This window comes from Streptomyces sp. R818, assembly GCF_056172735.1.
Genome location: NZ_JAOCNE010000014.1, coordinates 887,407 through 904,163, shown reverse-complemented (window position 1 = coordinate 904,163; position 16,757 = coordinate 887,407). Strand labels below are relative to the sequence as shown.

The 16,757-nt window shown below is 73.9% G+C and carries 15 protein-coding genes; 11 read left to right on the top strand and 4 right to left on the bottom strand.

Features of this window, described 5'->3' with window-relative positions; translation table 11 throughout:
* The first annotated feature begins 64 nt into the window (after nucleotides 1-64).
* Complete coding sequence (locus N5I75_RS35925) at nucleotides 65-454, top strand: VOC family protein (RefSeq protein WP_476684353.1); 390 nt, start codon at nucleotides 65-67, stop codon at nucleotides 452-454.
* A 39-nt stretch (nucleotides 455-493) separates the two neighbouring features.
* Here N5I75_RS35925 and N5I75_RS35920 read toward each other — a convergent pair whose 3' ends face one another.
* The 3 genes from N5I75_RS35920 to N5I75_RS35910 all read right to left on the bottom strand — a co-directional run bounded on the left by N5I75_RS35920 (nucleotide 494) and on the right by N5I75_RS35910 (nucleotide 6,603).
* Nucleotides 494-1,765, bottom strand: a complete 1,272-nt coding sequence (locus N5I75_RS35920) for a beta-propeller fold lactonase family protein (protein ID WP_476684352.1) — start codon at nucleotides 1,763-1,765, stop codon at nucleotides 494-496.
* Nucleotides 1,766-2,400: 635 nt separating this feature from the next.
* Nucleotides 2,401-3,231, bottom strand: coding sequence for a TauD/TfdA dioxygenase family protein (locus N5I75_RS35915; protein ID WP_476684351.1), 831 nt, complete (start codon nucleotides 3,229-3,231; stop codon nucleotides 2,401-2,403).
* 135 nt (nucleotides 3,232-3,366) lie between these two features.
* Complete coding sequence (locus N5I75_RS35910; RefSeq protein WP_476684350.1) at nucleotides 3,367-6,603, bottom strand: AfsR/SARP family transcriptional regulator; 3,237 nt, start codon at nucleotides 6,601-6,603, stop codon at nucleotides 3,367-3,369.
* A 138-nt stretch (nucleotides 6,604-6,741) separates the two neighbouring features.
* Here N5I75_RS35910 and N5I75_RS35905 point away from each other — a divergent pair, with 138 nt between their 5' ends.
* From N5I75_RS35905 to N5I75_RS35890, 4 genes are all read left to right on the top strand, one after another.
* Nucleotides 6,742-7,308: an SDR family oxidoreductase gene (locus N5I75_RS35905; RefSeq protein WP_476684349.1), complete on the top strand. Its 567-nt coding sequence runs from the start codon at nucleotides 6,742-6,744 to the stop codon at nucleotides 7,306-7,308.
* A 150-nt stretch (nucleotides 7,309-7,458) separates the two neighbouring features.
* The gene (locus N5I75_RS35900) at nucleotides 7,459-8,691 is read left to right on the top strand and encodes an MFS transporter (protein ID WP_476684348.1); all 1,233 of its coding nucleotides are present in this window, start codon (nucleotides 7,459-7,461) and stop codon (nucleotides 8,689-8,691) included.
* Nucleotides 8,692-9,043: 352 nt separating this feature from the next.
* The gene (locus N5I75_RS35895) at nucleotides 9,044-10,135 is read left to right on the top strand and encodes an IS701 family transposase (protein WP_476684347.1); all 1,092 of its coding nucleotides are present in this window, start codon (nucleotides 9,044-9,046) and stop codon (nucleotides 10,133-10,135) included.
* Nucleotides 10,136-10,240: 105 nt separating this feature from the next.
* Entirely contained in the window at nucleotides 10,241-10,918 is a 678-nt protein-coding gene (locus N5I75_RS35890; protein WP_476684346.1) for a response regulator transcription factor, read from the top strand.
* Here N5I75_RS35890 and N5I75_RS35885 read toward each other — a convergent pair.
* Nucleotides 10,866-11,675, bottom strand: a complete 810-nt coding sequence (locus tag N5I75_RS35885; RefSeq protein ID WP_476684345.1) for a maleate cis-trans isomerase family protein — start codon at nucleotides 11,673-11,675, stop codon at nucleotides 10,866-10,868. The genes N5I75_RS35890 and N5I75_RS35885 overlap by 53 nt on opposite strands.
* Nucleotides 11,676-11,888: 213 nt before the next feature.
* Here N5I75_RS35885 and N5I75_RS35880 point away from each other — a divergent pair, with 213 nt between their 5' ends.
* The 6 genes from N5I75_RS35880 (at nucleotide 11,889) to N5I75_RS35855 (ending at nucleotide 16,718) form a co-directional block, all read left to right on the top strand.
* Complete coding sequence (locus tag N5I75_RS35880) at nucleotides 11,889-13,049, top strand: isopropylmalate synthase (protein WP_476684344.1); 1,161 nt, start codon at nucleotides 11,889-11,891, stop codon at nucleotides 13,047-13,049.
* A gap of 75 nt (nucleotides 13,050-13,124) precedes the next feature.
* On the top strand, nucleotides 13,125-13,310 hold the full coding sequence (locus N5I75_RS35875) for a lysine biosynthesis protein LysW (protein WP_476684343.1): 186 nt from the start codon (nucleotides 13,125-13,127) through the stop codon (nucleotides 13,308-13,310).
* Between the two features lies 1 nt (nucleotide 13,311).
* On the top strand, nucleotides 13,312-14,172 hold the full coding sequence (locus N5I75_RS35870; protein WP_476684342.1) for an ATP-grasp domain-containing protein: 861 nt from the start codon (nucleotides 13,312-13,314) through the stop codon (nucleotides 14,170-14,172).
* Nucleotides 14,169-15,296 carry an N-acetyl-gamma-glutamyl-phosphate reductase gene (locus N5I75_RS35865; protein WP_476684341.1) on the top strand — a complete coding sequence of 376 codons (1,128 nt, stop codon included), beginning with the start codon at nucleotides 14,169-14,171 and terminating at the stop codon, nucleotides 15,294-15,296. Before N5I75_RS35870 ends, N5I75_RS35865 begins: the two co-directional genes overlap by 4 nt.
* A complete protein-coding gene (locus N5I75_RS35860; protein WP_476684340.1) occupies nucleotides 15,293-16,099 on the top strand; it encodes an amino acid kinase family protein in 807 nt (268 codons plus the stop codon). The genes N5I75_RS35865 and N5I75_RS35860 overlap by 4 nt, the downstream gene beginning before the upstream one ends.
* A gap of 43 nt (nucleotides 16,100-16,142) precedes the next feature.
* Nucleotides 16,143-16,718, top strand: a complete 576-nt coding sequence (locus tag N5I75_RS35855) for a type 1 glutamine amidotransferase (RefSeq protein WP_476684339.1) — start codon at nucleotides 16,143-16,145, stop codon at nucleotides 16,716-16,718.
* Nucleotides 16,719-16,757 lie beyond the last annotated feature (39 nt).

The following is a 16,757-nucleotide window of genomic DNA, read 5'->3' as shown; positions in this document are numbered from 1 at the left end:
AGTGCCGATCCGTAGGGTCGTCGCAAGTCGTCCGCCCGTTTTACCGACCCGCAAGGAGTCAGACATGATCAAAGGGCTGAGCAGGCTCGCCGTCGTCACCGTGTTCGCCGAGGATCTGGCCGCCGCCAAGGCCTTCTACACCGATGTGTTCGGCCTGGAGGTGGTGTACGAGGATGAGGACTCCGCCGTCGTCAAGCTCGACAACCTCATGATCAATGTGCTGGTCGCGGCCAACGCTCCCGCGGTGGTCGCGCCCCTGTCCGTCGGGGACTCGGAGGGCGGGCCGCGCGCCCTGTTCACCATCGAGGTGGACGATGCCGATGCCGTCTGCGCCCAGCTCGCGGAGCACGGTGTGCGGTTGTTGAACGGGCCCGTGGACCGCCCGTGGGGGCGGCGCACCGCGGCGTTCACGGATCCGGCGGGCCATGTGTGGGAGATGGCCCAGGTGTTGTGAGTGCGCCCGGCGCCGCGCTCGTGCGCCGGGCGCGTCGGGTCAGCAGGTGACGAGGACGACGGACACGGCGGTGCAGGAGGCCGACGCGCTGTCGTTGCCGGCGTCGGGGTCGGTCGGCGCGGACGCGGTGCGCTGCGCCGTGACCTTGACCTGGCCGAGGGTGAGCAGGTGCAGCGGAACGCGGAAGGTCTTCTGCGCGCTCGCGTCGTCGGCGATGGCGCCGTAGGAACAGGTCACCGTGGTGCCCGCGGCGGTGCAGCCGGAGGCGAGGCCGGTGGCGGAGGTGCCGCGCGGGAGTCTGACGGTGAGCGTCGCCGAAGTCACCGCTTCGGGGCCCGTGTTGCGGGCGCTGAGGGTGTAGCTCACGTAGGGCACCAGGAGCCCGAGCCGGGGCTGGGCGGTGAGCTTGACGTCGATGTCGGCCGTCGCCGCCGACGACGGCTCGGGGACGAACGCGATGCCGTAGGGACCGTCCAGGCCGGTGATGGTGGTGCTGACCGTGTTGGTCGAGGTGTCGATGACGGAGACGGTGCCGTCGTCCACGTTGGTGGCGTACGCGGCCGTACCGGCGGGGTTGAGCTCCACCTTGACGGGCCCCGCGCCGACCGGGACGGTCGCGATCACGGTGTGCGTCGACGTGTCGATGACCTTCACGTCGTCACTGCCCCGATCGGTGACGTAGGCCCGCGCGCCGGAGGAGTCGAACGAGACGCCGTGGGGGCCGTTGCCGACCCCGATCTCCGTGGTCACCGTGTTGGTCGCCGTGTCGATGACGGAGACGGAGTCGTCGCTGCTGTTGTTCGCGACGTAGGCGACGTCCCCGGAGGGGCTCACCGCCACGCCCGAGGGGGCGGTGCCGACGGCGACGGTGGCGGTCACGGTGTTCGTCGCGGTGTCGATCACCGAGACCGTGTTCGTGCCGTTGTTGGACACGTACGCGGTGGCGCCCGACGGGGTCATCGCCACACCGTTCGGGGAGCCCCCGACGGGGACGGTCGCGGTGACCGCGTTGGTCGTGGTGTCGATGACGGACACCGTCTCGTCGCCGCTGTTGGCCACGTAGGCGCGGGCCCCGGACGGGGCGAACGCGACGCTGAGCGGGTTGCTGCCGACCGGCACGGTCGCGGTGACGGCGTCGGTCCTCGTGTCGATCACCGAGACGGTCTTGTCGTCGTAGTTGGTGACGTAGGCGCGAGTCTGGGCAGGGTCGACCGCCACACCGACCGGGCTGTTGCCGACGCCGATGGTGCGGGCCACCTCGTTCGTGCCGGTGTCGATCACCGTGAGGGCGTCGCCGTGGAAGTTGGCCACGTACGCCGACGGGCCCTCTGCGGCGTGGGCGGGTGTCGTGAGCGCGGCCAGCCCGGACAGCGCCAGAGCGCCGGCCGCGGCGAACGAGGTCAGCCCTCGCCCCCGTGCCAGGCGTCGCCCCCGTGCCAGGCCTTGCCCCCAGGTCCGGCCTCGCCCCCAGGTCCGGCCTCGCCCCCGTCCGGAAAGCGGCCGTCGAGGTCGTGCGGGTCCAGCGGCCAGTCGTCTCGCGGGCACAGCAGCCAAGTGTCTCCCTCTCCATCGGGCCCCGTCGGGCCCGCGCCGCGACGGCGGGCCGGAGCGACCCGAGGACCGGCGGCGGCGCGGTCGCGCACCCCGTCGTCGGCGGTCGGCGACGACGGCAACGCCCGTCCCTACGGCGTCACCAGCATCATCACGCACTCTCCCCCAACTGGGAACAAAACCTTTACAGTTGCTCGCACTCGGTCAAAAACTGGCCACACTTGATCTGGCGCCGGGACCAGGACCGCCGCCGCGATGCGCCGAGCCATCTGCAGGATGCCGCCGCGCGGCGATCGGCGTGCCGGGCCCGCGCCCGGTCGCGGCCACCGTCCCCGCGAGGAGGCGAAGCAGACGAGCACGGTGCGCCGGGCGGCGCGGTCCTCGCCCGGGAGCATTCAGGAACGCGCCTCCGCAGCACCCGGCGTCGGCTCCACGCCGATGACCTTGCGGTAGACCCGGGCGCCGTCACCGTAGTCGTCGATGGCGTAGTGCCAGGTGGCGCGGTTGTCCCAGAGGACGAAGTCACCGGGCCGCCAGCCGAAGCGGATCGTGTAGTCCGGCGAGGAGGCGTGGCGCAGGAGGTGGTCGAGGAGGATCTTGCCCTCGGCGGGGGTCACGCCGGTGAGGCCGGTCGCCGAGGTGCTGATGAACAGGCCCTTGCGGCCGGTGTCCGGGTGCGTGAGGACGACCGGGTGCTCGGTCGTCGGCCCGCTCGCGGTCTTCTTGCTGCCCTGCGCGTAGTTCTCCGCGTTGCCGTCGTAGACGGCGCTCACGGAGGCGAGCAGCTCCTTGAACGGCTCCGACAGGTCGTCGTACGCGGCCTGCAGGTCCGCCCACAGCGTGTGGCCGCCGAGGTCGGGCACCACCTCGTAGGTCAGGGACTCGATCGCGAAGACCGGCTCGCGCCACAGGCCGCCGATGTGCCAGGTGCTGGCCTTGCCGGTCTGGCTCACGTTGTACGGGTAGACGAGCGGGTTCGCCGGGTCCTTGGTGGCGGTCGGGTGGTCGAAGGGCTCGGCGAAGACGCGTACGGCGGCGACGTGCTGGTCGGGGGTGAGGTGCTGGTCGCGGAAGACGAGCACTTTGTGGTCGAGGAAGGCCTGCCGCAGGGCGTCGGCGGTGGCGTCGTCGACGGGGGCGGTCAGGTCGATGCCGGTGATCTCCGCGCCGAAGCGCGGTCCGGTGCGGACGATCTCGAAGGGGGCGACGGTCGTGGTGATCGACATGTGGCCGAAGTTAGTCAGGCGCCAAGTGCCGGTCAACGCAGGCCAGTTGAACGGCACGAGACTGCAACGGCCCGGTCATGGCGCCGCCATGCGCGTGTCACAACCCGGCTGCGACCACCGGTTGGACGGGCCGTTTCAGGCCGGAGCGAGTTGTTCGTCCAGCCGGTCGAGGGTGCGCTCGCCGCCGTCCGTCGCGCCGCGCTCGAAGGCGCGCCGGAACTCCGCCGCCCCCAGGGCGGCCCGCAGCGCGGCGGTGATCCGGTCCACGTCCCCGCGCTCGGCGGGCGGCAACGGTGCGCCGACGCCGAGGCGTTCGGACTCCGCCGCGCCGAGGAGCGCCGCCGCGGCGACGGGGGCGCGGGACGAAAGGGCGCCCGCGAGCCCCTCCAGGGACAGGGCGAGGGCGCGGGGTTCGGCGAGGGCGCGGGCGACGGCGAGGCCCCGCAGGTGGAAGGCGAGCGCGTCGTCGGGGCGGGAGTCCAGCTCGGCGAGGAATCCGAGCTCGGCCAGGCGCAGATGCTCGCCCGCGGGCGACGACGCCTGGGCGAACCTGTCGCGCAGCCGCTCCAGATGGCCTTGCGCGGCGGCGAGGTCCCCGGAGCGCCGCGCGCCGAGGGCCAGGCCCATCTCGGCGTGGATCTCGACGTACGTGTACCCCTGCTCGGCGGCGATCCGGCGGGCCTCCTGGTGCAGGGTGCGGGCGCGGTCCCAGTCCCGGCCGAGCAGGGCGAGCCGTCCGAGCCCGGAGAGGCGGGCGGGGACCTCGGCGGCGAGGCCCAGGTCGCGGGCGATGCGCAGGCCGTCCCGCTGCAGCCGTTCGGCTTCGTCGTACGCGCCTCGGATCTCGGCCAGCGTGGCGAGCGGCGGGACGGTCTGCACCTCGCCCCAGCGGTCGCCGAGGTCGCGGAAGAGGCGGGCGCCGCGGTGGCCGTCGCGGTCGAGGCCCGCGAGGTCGCCCCGGTCGAGGGCGAGCCGGGCCCGCAGGCCGAGCGCGGCGGCCGTGCCCCAGGTGTCGTCGAGGGTCTCGAAGAGGTGCAGCGCACGGGTGTTGAGCGCGTCGGCGTCGTCGGCCGCGCCCGCGCTGAAAAGGCCGTACGCGCACAGCCACAGCGCGCGGGCGCGGCGGGCCGGGTCGGGGGCGTCGGGCACGCAGCCGTCGGTCGTGGCGACGGAGGGGGCGGTGCCGCGCCCCTCGGTGAGGAGCGCGAACGCCCGCCGTAGAAGCAGGAGTTCGGTGGGCTGCCCGGCCGCGCCGGGCGGGATGTGTGCCAGGACGGCGCTCAGTGCGCGCCGGGCTTCGGTGAGGCGGCCGCGCAGCCACCACCAGGCGAGGGCGCCGGTCAGCCGCTCGGCGGCGGCGCTGTCACCGTCGGCGGCGAGGCGGGTGGCCGTGTCCAGGGCGGCGCGCAGGTTGCCCGCCTCGGCGTCCAGGCGGTCGAGCCGGTGGCGCTGGTCGGGGCCGCGCAGGCCGGGCTCGGCGTGTTCGGCCAGGTCCAGGTAGTACGTCAGGTGCCGTTCGCGGGTCGCGGCGAGGTCCTGCATCTCGTGCATCCGCTCGACGGCGTACGCGGCGACCGACTCCAGGAGCTGGTAGCGCGGGCCGCCCGGGTTGCTCGCCACAACCACCAGGGAGCGGTCGACGAGCCGGGTGATCAGGTCGAGGACCTCGGTCCTGGTCACCCCGTCGCCCGCGGTGACGGCCTCCGCCGCCGCCAGGTCGCAGCCGTCGCTGAACACGGCGAGGCGACGCAGCACGATGCGCTCGGGGGCGCTGAGCAGCTCCCAGCTCCAGTCGATGACGGCGCGCAGGGTCTGCTGACGGGCCGGTGCGTCGCGCCGCCCGGTGGTGAGGACCTGGAAGCGGTCCTCCAGGCGGGCGGCGAGCGCCTGGACTCCGAGGGCGCGGACGCGGGTCGCGGCCAGTTCGAGGGCGAGCGGGATGCCGTCGAGGCGGCGGCAGATCTCGGCGACGGCGGCGCGTTCGGCGGGTCCGGCGGCGTCCGGGTCGGCGGGGAAGCCGGGCGCGGAGGCTGCGGCCCGCTCGGTGAAGAGGCGGACGGCGTCCTCGCAGGCCAGCGGTTCGACCAGCAGGACGGCCTCGCCGGTCAGCCCGAGCGGCTCCTGGCTGGTGGTGAGCACCCGCAGCCCGGGGGCGGCCGACAAGAGGAGCCCGGCCAGTTCGGCGGCGGCGTCCACCACGTGCTCGCAGTTGTCCAGGACGAGCAGGGCCTGCCGGTCGCGGAGCGCGGCGACGAGGAACTGGGCGGGGAGAGGACCGCTGTCGCCGTGCGCGGTGCGGGTGTCGTCGCGCACGCCGAGCACGGTGGCGACGACGTCGGCGAGGTCGGCGACCGTGCCGGAACGCATCCCGGACAGTTCGACGAGCCAGCTGTCCCGGGAGCCCGTGGCGGCGGCGATCGCGAGCCGGGTCTTGCCGACGCCACCGGGGCCGGTGAGCGTCACCAACCGCGCGCTGCCGAGGAGTTGGCGTACCTGGGTGAGCATGGCGTCGCGGCCGATGAGCGCGGTCAGCGGGGTGGGGAGATTCCCGGACGGGGCGGGCGCCTCGACGGGGGCGGGGTGCAGGGCCGCTCCCCCGCCCTGAGCGGCCGGGGGCCAGGCCCGCGCGCCTGCCTGTGGGGACAGACGGGGGTCCTGACGGAGGAGCGCCGTGTGGAGTTCGGTCAGTTCGGGCCCCGGGTCGACGCCCAGGTCCTCGGCGAGCCGGGCGCGCAGTTCCTCGTAGGCGGCGAGGGCCTCGCTCTGGCGTCCGGCGGCGTACAGGGCGCGCAGGTGCAGGGCGCGCAGGCGTTCCCGCAGGGGGTGCGCGTCGACGAGTTCGGCCAACTCCCCGACGAGCGCCGCGTGGTCGCCGAGGTCCAGGCGGGCGGCGGCCCGCTCCTCCAGGGCGGTGAGCCGCTCCTCGGCGAGGCGGGCGGCGGCGGGGCGGGCGAACCCGGCGTCGGCGAAGTCCGCGTACGCGGGTCCGCGCCACAGGCCGAGGGCCTGGGTGAGCAGCGCGCTGCGCTCCGCGGGGGCCTGCTCGGCGGCGGCCCGGACCGTCAGCTCCCGGAACCGCGCCGCGTCGACGTCGTCCGCGCGGAGGTCCAGGTGGTAGCCGGGGGGACGGTGCACGACACGGGTCTTGCCGAGGACGCGGCGCAGTTGTGAGACACGTGCCTGGAGGGCGCCGGCCGGGTTGGCGGGCGGCCGGGTCTCCCACAGGGCGTCGATGAGCCGGTCCGTGGGGACGGTCTCCCCGTCCTGGGCGAGCAGCATCGCGAGCAGTGCGCGGACCTTGGCCTCGGGGACCGTGACCTCTTCCCCGTCGTCATTGCGGACCACGAGTGGTCCGAGCACCCCGAAACGCATGGCGATCACCTTATCCGGCGGGCCGCGGGCCCGTACGGCCGCGTGGCGGCGGGTGCCCCGAAGCGGATCCGAAGGATTTCCGAAGCGCGGGTGCGCACAGTCGGTGCACCGGGACGGAGTACGGAAGGTGGCGGGCGCATGACCAGGTACGGAGGCCGTAGGGCCGTGGTCGTGGGAGGCCCGCCGCAGACCGGTCTGGCGATCGCGAAGCGGCTCGTGGAGGGTGGGGCACGCGTCGTGGTCGTCGCGCCGGTCTCCGAGCGCGCCCGGCTCGGCACCGAACTGGGCTCCGCCGCCGATGTCGTGGCCCCGGACGCGCTTGACGCGTTCCTGGACGCGGAGGGGCCCGAACCGGCTGTGGACTGGCTGTTCGCCGCGACGGCCGCGCTCGCCCGTCCGCTGCTGCCCCGGCTCGCACCGGGCGCCGCCGTGGTGCTCACCGCCGCGGACCCGTCCGGCGCGGAGCCACGCACGCTCGCGGCGGCCCTCGCGGCCCGGGCAATCCGCGTCAACGCCGTGGTCCCCGCCTGTATCGAGGCCCCGCACGGACCCCCGGCACCGCTGCCACCGCTCGGACGGCTGGGCGCCGCGGAGGAGGTGGCACGCGCCGCCCTCTTCCTGGCCACGGACGCGACCTTCACCACCGGGGCCCGCCTCCCGGTGGACGGCGGCCTGGGCCCGGCGGCCCCGCCCCACGCCCCTTGAGATGGCGCACGAAGTGCGCATCTCAGGGGCGCGGGGAACGGCGCGAGCAACCACGACGAGAGCCGCACACACACAACACCTGGCACCCGACACCCCGCACACCCCCGAATCCCGAGCCCCTCACACCCCGACACCCCAGGAGCACACACCATGAGCACCGCCCCGGACACCGCGGCCAGCGCACCCGCGCGGCCGGACACCCCGCGGCCCGGCGACCCCCAGAAGCTGCCACTGTTCGCGCTCCTCGCGCTGGCCACCGCCGTCTTCATCACCAGCCTCACCGAGACACTCCCCGCGGGACTGCTGCCCGCGATGAGCGGCGACCTGGGTGTCAGCGAGTCCGCCACCGGCCAGACCGTGACCATCTACGCGCTCGGCACCGCGCTGACGGCGATCCCGCTGACCGCGGCGACCTCCGGCTGGCACCGCAAGCGCCTGCTGCTCGCGGCCATGGCCGGGTTCGCCGTCGCCAACAGCGTCACCGCCGTCTCGTCGGTGTACGGCCTGACGATGGTCGCGCGCTTCGTCGCGGGCGTCGCGGCCGGTCTCGCCTGGGCGCTCCTCGCGGGGTACGCGCGCCGGATGGCCCCCGCGCATCTCCAGGGCCGCGCCATCGCCATCGCCATGGCCGGTATCCCGGTCGCGCTGTCGCTCGGCGTGCCCGCCGGGACGTTCCTGGGCAAGGTGACCGACTGGCGGGTCGCGTTCCTGGCGATGACCGGCCTCACCCTCGTCCTGCTGCTGTGGATCGTCGCCGCCGTGCCGGACTACCCGGGCCAGCGGAACGGCGAACGCCCGGGCATACTGCGGGCGTTGAAGGTGCCCGGCGTGTCGCCCGTACTCTTCGTGACGCTGGTCTTCGTCCTGGCGCACACCATCCTGTACGCGTATGTGGCCACGTACCTCGACGACCTGGGCCTGGGCGACGACACGGATCTGGTCCTGCTCGTCTTCGGCGCGGCGTCGCTGGCGAGCATCTGGATCGTCGGCGCCCGCATCCACCGCCAGCTCCGTCAACTGACGGTCGCCTCCACCCTGTTGGTGGCGGTCGCCGCCGCGCTCCTGGGCGTCCTCTCCGACCACACGGCCTTCGTCTACGTGGCGGCGGTGCTGTGGGGACTCGGCTGGGGCGGCGTGCCGACGCTGCTGCAGACGGCCGCGGGCGAGGCGGGCGGTGAGCACGCCGACGGCGCCCAGGCGATGCTCGTGACGCTGTGGAACGTGGCCATGGCGGCGGGCGGCGTGATCGGCGGCGTGCTCCTCGACACGGCCGGGAGCGACTCCTTCCCCTGGACGCTGCTCGGGCTGCTCGCCCCGGTCCTCGCGGTCGTGGTGTACGCCCGCTCGGCCGGGTTCCCGGCGCGGCGCGCCGACGCCTCCTGACACCGGTTCCCGCGCTCCTCGGCGCCCGCGGTCGCGAGTTCCGGGGAGCGCGGACACGCGTGCGACAGATACTTGCCACACAGCGATAGTGATTGCCACGCCCCGTTCACACGGTTTTGACATTCGCCTCAACAGCCAGGTCAGGACGGCACCGGAACGGTCTTCATAAACGGACTTCCACCCCCTCGGGAACGCTCGGGAACGCTCGGGAACAAAGGCCCGGACCGGCTCGGCCCGCATTCACCCTGCTCAGAGCCGCACATGGGAAAGTCCCCGAACTCGTGGCCGAAATACCGCCGACAGGCGGTACTTTTTGCGTCCGGTCCGGCGATCACGAGGGGGCGCACGTCAGATGGGGTCGAGCGAGACCGGCACCCGCCAGGAAGGCGACGCGGCGCTGCGGGAGTTCACGGCGGAGGTGTTCGGCTCCCTGCGCCGCGCCGAGCAGCGCCGGTGGGCGCAGGCACACCTGCGCGCCCTCGCCCACACCCCGGGCCGCAAGACCCCGCTCCGGCTGGTCAGGACGCTGAACCTGCCGCCCGCCGCGGCCAAGAGCCTGCACCAGTTCGTCAACGCGAGCCCCTGGGACTGGCGCCCGGTCCGGTCCCGGCTCACCGGCCTCGTGGCCGCGCGCGTGCGACCGTACGCATGGACGGTCGTGGACCTCGTGGTGCCCAAGACCGGGGCGCACACGGTCGGCGTGCACAGCCGGACGGACCCGGCCGACGGGCGCACCGTCAACGCCCAGCGCGCGCTCGGCCTGTTCCTGGCCGCGCCCGGCGAGGCGTTCGCCGTCGACTGGCACCTGGTCCTTGACGGTCCCTGGGCGGCTGACCGCCCCCTGCGCGCCCGCGCACGCGTGCCGCTCACCGAGCTGCCGCGCCCCGCGGGCCTGCACATCCTCGACCTCGCCACCGGCCAACCCGCCCGCACAGGACCGGCGGGACTGCCCTGGGTGCTCGATCTGTCGCGCTACACCGAGGCCGCCGCCGTCCTCGCCGCGCTCGCCCGCCAGGACCGTACGGTCGTCGCCGAGGTGCCGCCGGACCTGGAGCTGCGCCACGCCCGCCCCGGTATCAGCGGCGCGGGCGCCCTCCTCGAGCCCTTGCTGCTGCGCCGCCCGTACCCGGCGGTGCACGTCCACCCGGGCCCGGTCCGGCTGCCCGGCTTCGCGCCCGAACGCCCCTACCGCCTCCTCGGCTGCGCGCCGCCCGGCGGGGACGGCCCGGCCCGGCACTGGCTCACCGATGTCGCCGGCGCGGGTGCAGAGCAGGTCCTCGCGCTGCTGCGGGCCCGCGCCCGTACCACCGAGGCGCTGGCGGCCCTGCGCGCGCGGTACGGCCTCGCCGACTTCGCGGGCCGCTCCTTCCCGGGCTGGCACCACCACATGACGCTGCTCTCGGCCGCGTACGCACACGCGCGTCTGAGCAGCACACACGCATGAGCGGGCTCGGGGCATCGCGCCGGGCCCGTACCACCACAACGGGCAGAACGGGCTCAACGAACCCAACGAACCCAACGGACTCAACGGGGAAGGACGAACACGGTCATGAGGAGCGTGCTGGTGGTGGAGCGGGATCCCGACACCGCCGAGGAGACCATGCGCAACCTGCGGCGCCAGGGGTACGCGGCGCGCAGCGTCGGCACCGGCGCGATGGCGCTGCGCGCCCACCGGGAGGCCGATCTGGTGCTGCTCTCCCTCGAGCTGCCGGACCTGGACGGGTTGCGGGTGTGCCGCACGCTGCGCGACGACGGCGACGTGCCGCTCATCGCCATCGCCGACGGCGAGGACGAGCTCGGCCGGGTCCTCGCCCTCCAGGCGGGCGCCGACGACTGCGTCGTGCGCGCCTGGGGGTTCCGCGAGCTGGCCGCCCGCGCGGAAGCGGTGCTGCGCCGGGCCCGGCCCGCCGCTCCGCGCGGCGCCGAGCCCATAGCGCTCGACCCGCTCCGGCTCGACCCGCGCACTCAGGAGGTACGCGTGGCCGACCGGCTCGTGCCGGTCACCGCGAAGGAGTTCGAACTGCTCTACCTCCTCGCGGAGACCCCGGCGACGGTGGTCTCCCGCAAGGAACTCATGGCCCGGGTCTGGGACAGCGAATGGGGGCACGCGAGCCGCACGATCGACACCCATGTCAGCAGCCTGCGCGCGAAACTCGGCGCAAGCAGCTGGATCATCACGGTGCGGGGCGTCGGTTACCGGATGGGACACGTGCGTCCGGCGCTGTGACGGGGTGCGGCACGGCCGCGTCCGGCGCTGCGACCGGGTGCGGTACCGCCGCGTCCGGCACCGCGAGGGCGTGGGCGCCGGTCACGTCCAGCGCCCACCGGGCCGACGCCTGGTTGGAGGTGAGCGCGATCCGGCCGGGCCGGCGCCGCTCCAGCTCGGCGAGGACGGCGAGCGTGCCCATGCCCGTGCCGGTGAACAGGAGCGGCCGGTCGTCGTCGGGCAGCGCGGCGTCCAGCCGGTCGAGCAGGTCCTGGGCCGTCACCCGGTACGGGTCGTGCCCGCCGTCGGGCAGCGGTACGGGCACCACGGCGTCCACCGTGAGACCGGCCCGTTCCCAGAAGGCGCGGGAGGTCTCCGTCAGCCATGGCTCGTACGGCGACACCAGCGTCACCCGGCGCAGGCCAAGAGGCGCGGCGACCGCGAGGACCGCCTGCGTGGAGGAGGCCACCGGGAGACCGGAGCGGGCGGAGAGCCGCGCGCAGAAGTCCCGGTCGCCGTCCGGGCCGAGCAGATAGTGCGAGGCGCTGCACGCCACCACCGCGGCGTCCAGGCGCAACGCCCCGAAGGAGCCGAGAGTGTCGGGCAGGACGTCGTTGTACGTCTCCAGCATGGGGCGCAGCCCGAGGCCCGGGGTGAGGGGGAAGCGCGTGGTGAAGACGTTGACGCGGCCGCCGAGGAACTGGTGGAACTCCGGTTCCGCCGTGGGGTTCTCCGGCGGCACGACTATGCCCAGTCGGGGCAGGGGAAACAGGTCCATGCGCGCACATTAGGGCGCGCGATAAACGCGGATGCGAAATACGCCGACTATTTGTCGTGGCCGCACCCTTCTTTCGCCGACTCTCGCGTTCCTGACATTGCTTGACACTTCTTCTCAAGGCTTCACCGGGGTTCCCTTGTTTTCCGTGCCGGTGAAATCGGAGGCTGTTCGCAGTGCCGCGCCGGACTCGCCGAATCAGAAGGAGTGAGTGACATGACAGAAGTGGAAGGCGCCGGAGACCCGGTGGTCCCGGCGGTGTCGCCCCGGATATCCGACGCGACGCTGCGCGACTCCGCGCACATGGCGGGCGTCGAGTTCGGCCCGCGCGACGCCGCCGCCATCGCCCGCCTGCTCGTGGCCACCGGCGTCGACCTCGTCGAGGTCGGCATGGTGTCCGGACCGGGCTCCAAGGACGCCGACCTGGTGCTCGCCACGCACGAGGCGGTGACCCCCGAGCGCAGCATGACGCTCCTTGTCGTACGCGACCGGCGGCAGGTCGCCACCGCGCTCGACGAGGCCGAACGGCTCGGAGTCCGGCACGTGATGTACTCCATCCCGACCTCCGAACAGCACGCCGTGCTGAAGCTCGGCACACCCAGCGCCAAGCTGCTCACCGCCCTGGTCCGCTCGGCCGTCGGCCAAGCGAAGGAGCGCGGCTTCCACGTCACGTTCAGCGGCGAGGACGGGGCGCGCACCCCGGCCGAGCGGCTCGTGCCGTACGTGGCCGCCGGGTTCGAGGCGGGCGCCGACCGCTTCCGGCTCGCCGAGACCGTCGCGTATCTGTCGCCCTGGCAGATGGAGAAGGTCATCGGTGGCCTGACGGAGATCGACGGCGCCGAGATCGAGATCCACTCGCACAACATGCTCGGCCTGGCCGTCGCCAACTCGCTGGCCGCCGTCCGCGCGGGAGCGCAGTGGGTCTCCGCCACCGTCGGCGGCATCGGCGAGCGCGGCGGCAACGCGCCGCTCGCCGAACTCCTCACCGCGCTCCGCGTCCTCCACGGCGACACCCGTTTCGACCTGCGCCACCTCACCGAACTGTCCCGCCTGGCGCTGCGCGGAGCCCAGCTAGGCGAGGCGTTCCAGCCGGGTCCCACCACCGCGCACGCCTTCGCCTACGAACTGCCCGGCCAGCTCACCCACCCGGAGGCGTACGAGACGCTGCCCGCCGAACTCGTCGGCAAAACACGCGAGTTGAAGGTGCGCACCCGGCTCACCACGGCGCTGGTCGGCTGGGCCCTGACCGATTCGGGGCTCGATGTCGACGTCGCCGCCTTCACCCCGTGGCTGGCCGCACGGCAGGAGGAGAACGGGCGCCCGCTGCTCGACCGCGACGCCATCCGCAAGGCGGCCGTCGACTTCACCGCCGCCTGACCGGCCGTACCACCGGTACCACCCGTGCCACCCGTACCACCGCCCCCACCTCATCCCCATCATCGGAGTGCTTCCATGACCACCGCCACCCTCTCCGGCGTCTGCCCCGAGTGCGAGACGGAGCTGACCGTGCCGCCGATCGGCCCGGGCGAGACCCTGTCCTGCCCCGAGTGCCTGCTGACGCTGCGCGTCGAGAGCGTCGTCGACGGTGTGCTGACACTGGACACCATCGAGGTCCAGCTGCGCGACTGGGGCCAGTGAGATGGCCCTGGGAATCCCGAAGATCGGCGTCGTCGCCGACCGGATCGCCTGGGAGGAGCGCCGCCTCATCGAGGCCGGCCCCGCCCTCGGCCTCTCCGTCACCTGGGTCAACGACGAGTCCCTGTGCCTCGGTTCGGCCGACGCGTCCTCCGTCGCCGACTTCGACCTGCTGCTCGTCCGCAGCCGCAGCTACACCCGCGGCGGACTGATCGCCACCCTCGCCGAGGCCGCCGGGGTCCCGACCCTCAACACCGCCTCCGCCATCCACGCCTGCGAGAACAAGGCCGCCCTGCGGGCCGCGCTGCGCACCGCCGACGTGCCCGTGCCCGAGCACCGCCTCGTCCTGTCCCGCAAGGACTTCACCCGCGCCCTCGCCGAACTCCCGCCGCCCGTCGTCCTGAAACCCGTCTTCGGCGGCATGGGCAAACGCGTCACCCTGCTGCGCGACGCCGACACCGCCCAGTCCGTCTACGACTACGTGGAGGACCTCGGCCACGCCTTCGAGCAGGCCGCGCTGGTCGAACCGTTCCTCGGCGGCGGCTCGGTGCGCTGCCTGGTGGTCGGCCGGGAGCTCGTCGCCGTCGCCGAGTTCGCGCCCGGCGGCGCCGACTGGCGCAACAACGCCGCGCTCGGCGACCACACCCGGGCGGCCCTGGACCACGAGCCCGAGATCACCAAGACCGTGGACGCGGTGATCGACGTCCTCGGCCCCGGAATCTACGGCGTCGACCTGTTCCGCACCCCCGAAGGACTCGTCGTCAACGAGGTGAACCACGCCCCCGGCTTCCGGGCCGTGGCCACCGCCACCGGGGCCGACGTCCCGTCCGCCGTCGGCCGCTACGTACAGGAGCTGCTCGCATGATCCGCGCAGGGATCGCCGGCGCCTCCGGGCTCGCGGGCGGCGACCTCATCCGGCTGATCGCCCAGCACCCGGAGTTCGAGCTGACCTTCCTGGGCGGCTCCTCCCACATCGGCAGACGCCCCGCCGAACTCCATCCGAACCTGCGCCAGGGCCTCGGGCTCGCCGTGGAGCCCGTCACCGAGGACGTGGCCGACCGCGTCGACGTCCTCTTCCTCGCCACACCCGCGCCCGTCTCCGCCGACCTGGCCGCGCTGCTCGCCGACCGCGTCCCCGCCCTCGTCGACCTCAGCGGCGCCTTCCGCATCCGCACCCCCGAGCTGCACGACCGCTGGTACCCGAAGGTGCAGCGCCGCCCCGACCTCGCCGAGCGCTTCGTCTACGGCGTCCCCGAGCTCGTCCGCGACCGGCTCCCGGACGCCGCGCTCATCTCTCTGCCCGGCTGCTATGCGACCGCCCTCACCCTGGGCCTCGCCCCGCTCACCCTGGGCCTCGGCCTGGACCTCACCACCGTCGTCGTCGACGGCAAGAGCGGCTCCAGCGGGGGCGGCCTCCAACTGCGCGCCACCGACCTGCACGCCCTGCGCAACGGCGCCATCGCCCCGTACGCGCCGACCGGCCACCGGCACGCCGCCGAGGTCAGTGACTTCCTCGCCCGCGAAACCCGCGATGTCCGCGATGCCTGCGATGCCCGCGCGTCCGGCAGGGCCGGCAGGGCCGGCAAGGCCGGTGAAGGGGCCGGCGCCATCGGCTCCCTCAGCATGTCCGCGTACGGCGTCTCGCACGTGCGCGGCCTGCTCACCAGCACCTACGCGTTCCCCGCCGGGCCGGTCGACCAGCGCGAGCTGCACCGCGCCTACCTGCGCTTCTACAAGGGGCAGCCCTTCGTACGCGTACGAAGGCACACCGAGACGCTCATCCCCGTACCCGATCCGCAGGCCGTCCTCGGCTCCAACTACTGCGACGTGACGGTGCTCCACGACCCCGACGCGGGACGCATCGTGGTGCTCGCCGCGCTCGACAACCTCGTCAAGGGCGCCGCCGGACAGGCCGTGCAGGCCGCCAACCTCCGCTTCGGCCTGCCCGAGGAGACAGGACTGACCATGCAGCCGGTGATGCCCGCGTGAGCACCGCACCCCTCGTCGTGAAGCTGGGCGGCAGCGCCCTCGACGACCTGTCGGACCCCTGGTGGGACGATCTCGCCGAGCACGCCCGGCGCCGCCCGCTGATCCTCGTGCACGGCTGGTCCAAGCCGCTCAAGCGGCTCGGCGGGCGGCACGCGGACCCGGCCGCGGTCCTGCGCGACCGCTACGGCAACCAGAGCCGGTGGACCACGCCCGAGGTGATCGCCGACATCAAGACGGTCAGCGCGCGGCTCGGCGCGGACGTCCTCGACCGCCTGGAACGGCGCGGCGTCACCGCGCGGCGGCTGCTCGGCAGCGACGGGATCGTCGCGGCGGGCGCCGGTGAGCGCTGGTGGTGGCGTGAGAAGCGGCTCGTCGAACTGGACAACCTGGTCGGGCCGATCACCGCCGTCGACCCCGGACCCCTGGGCGAACTGCGGCCGGGACGAGCCCACTTGATCACCCCGCTCGCCCGCGACGCGGCCGGGCAGGAGGTCAACACCGACGGCGACCGCGCCGCCGCCGCGCTGGCCGGAGCGGTGGGCGCCGCCACCCTCGTCCTCGTCACGGACGTGCCCCATCTGCTGGTGGACGGCGAGCCCGTCACCCGGATCGACGCCGGCGCGGCGGCCCGGTTCCGCGACACGAAGGCCACCGGCGGCATGCGCAAGAAGCTGCGCGCGGCCGGTGAGGCGCTGGAGCGCGGGGTGCCCTCGGTGGTGCTCGGCAGCGGCAGCGTCAGCGACCTGCTCGCCGCCCGCACCGGCACGGTCATCGCCCCCGAGGCGGCCCGGCCCGCGGCCTGAACCCGACGGCCCACGTCCCCCCTTCCGCCCCTGGAGCGCCCCCGTGCCACAACCCCGCGTCCTCCCCCGCGTCCTCCTCGTCAACAACGGCACCTTGTCCCTGCCCCAGCTCCGCGCCCGCTTCGAGGAGCTGGGTGCGCGGACCGAGACGACCGACGTGGCCTCGCTGCCCGACCGGCTCGACGGCCGCTACCAGGCGGTCGTGCTCAGCGGCACCAAGGTCCGCGCCTACGACCTCGACCACTACAAGCCCCTCGTCGACCTCGTCCTCGGCTCCCGCCTCCCGGTCTTCGGGATCTGCGGCGGCATGCAGCTGCTCGCCACCCAGGCCGGCGGACGGCTCGTCCCGGGCCCGCAGCGCGTCGGCGGTCACGAGGCCGAGGTCGACAAGGACGAGCCCCTCTTCACCTACGTCAAGCCCAAGGTGACCGTCTTCCACCGGCACACCCTCTACCTGGAGGCGGCCCCGCCCGGCTTCCGTTCCATCGGCCGCTCCGCGCAGGCGCCCGTCGAGTTCCTGCGCTCCGACGACGGCCGCATCCACGGCTCGCAGGCGCACCTGGAGTTCCGCAAGGACGGCCTGGAGATCCTGCGCGGCTTCGCCGACCTGTACCGCTGAGCCATACCTGTACCGCTGAGCCACACCTGAACCGCTGAA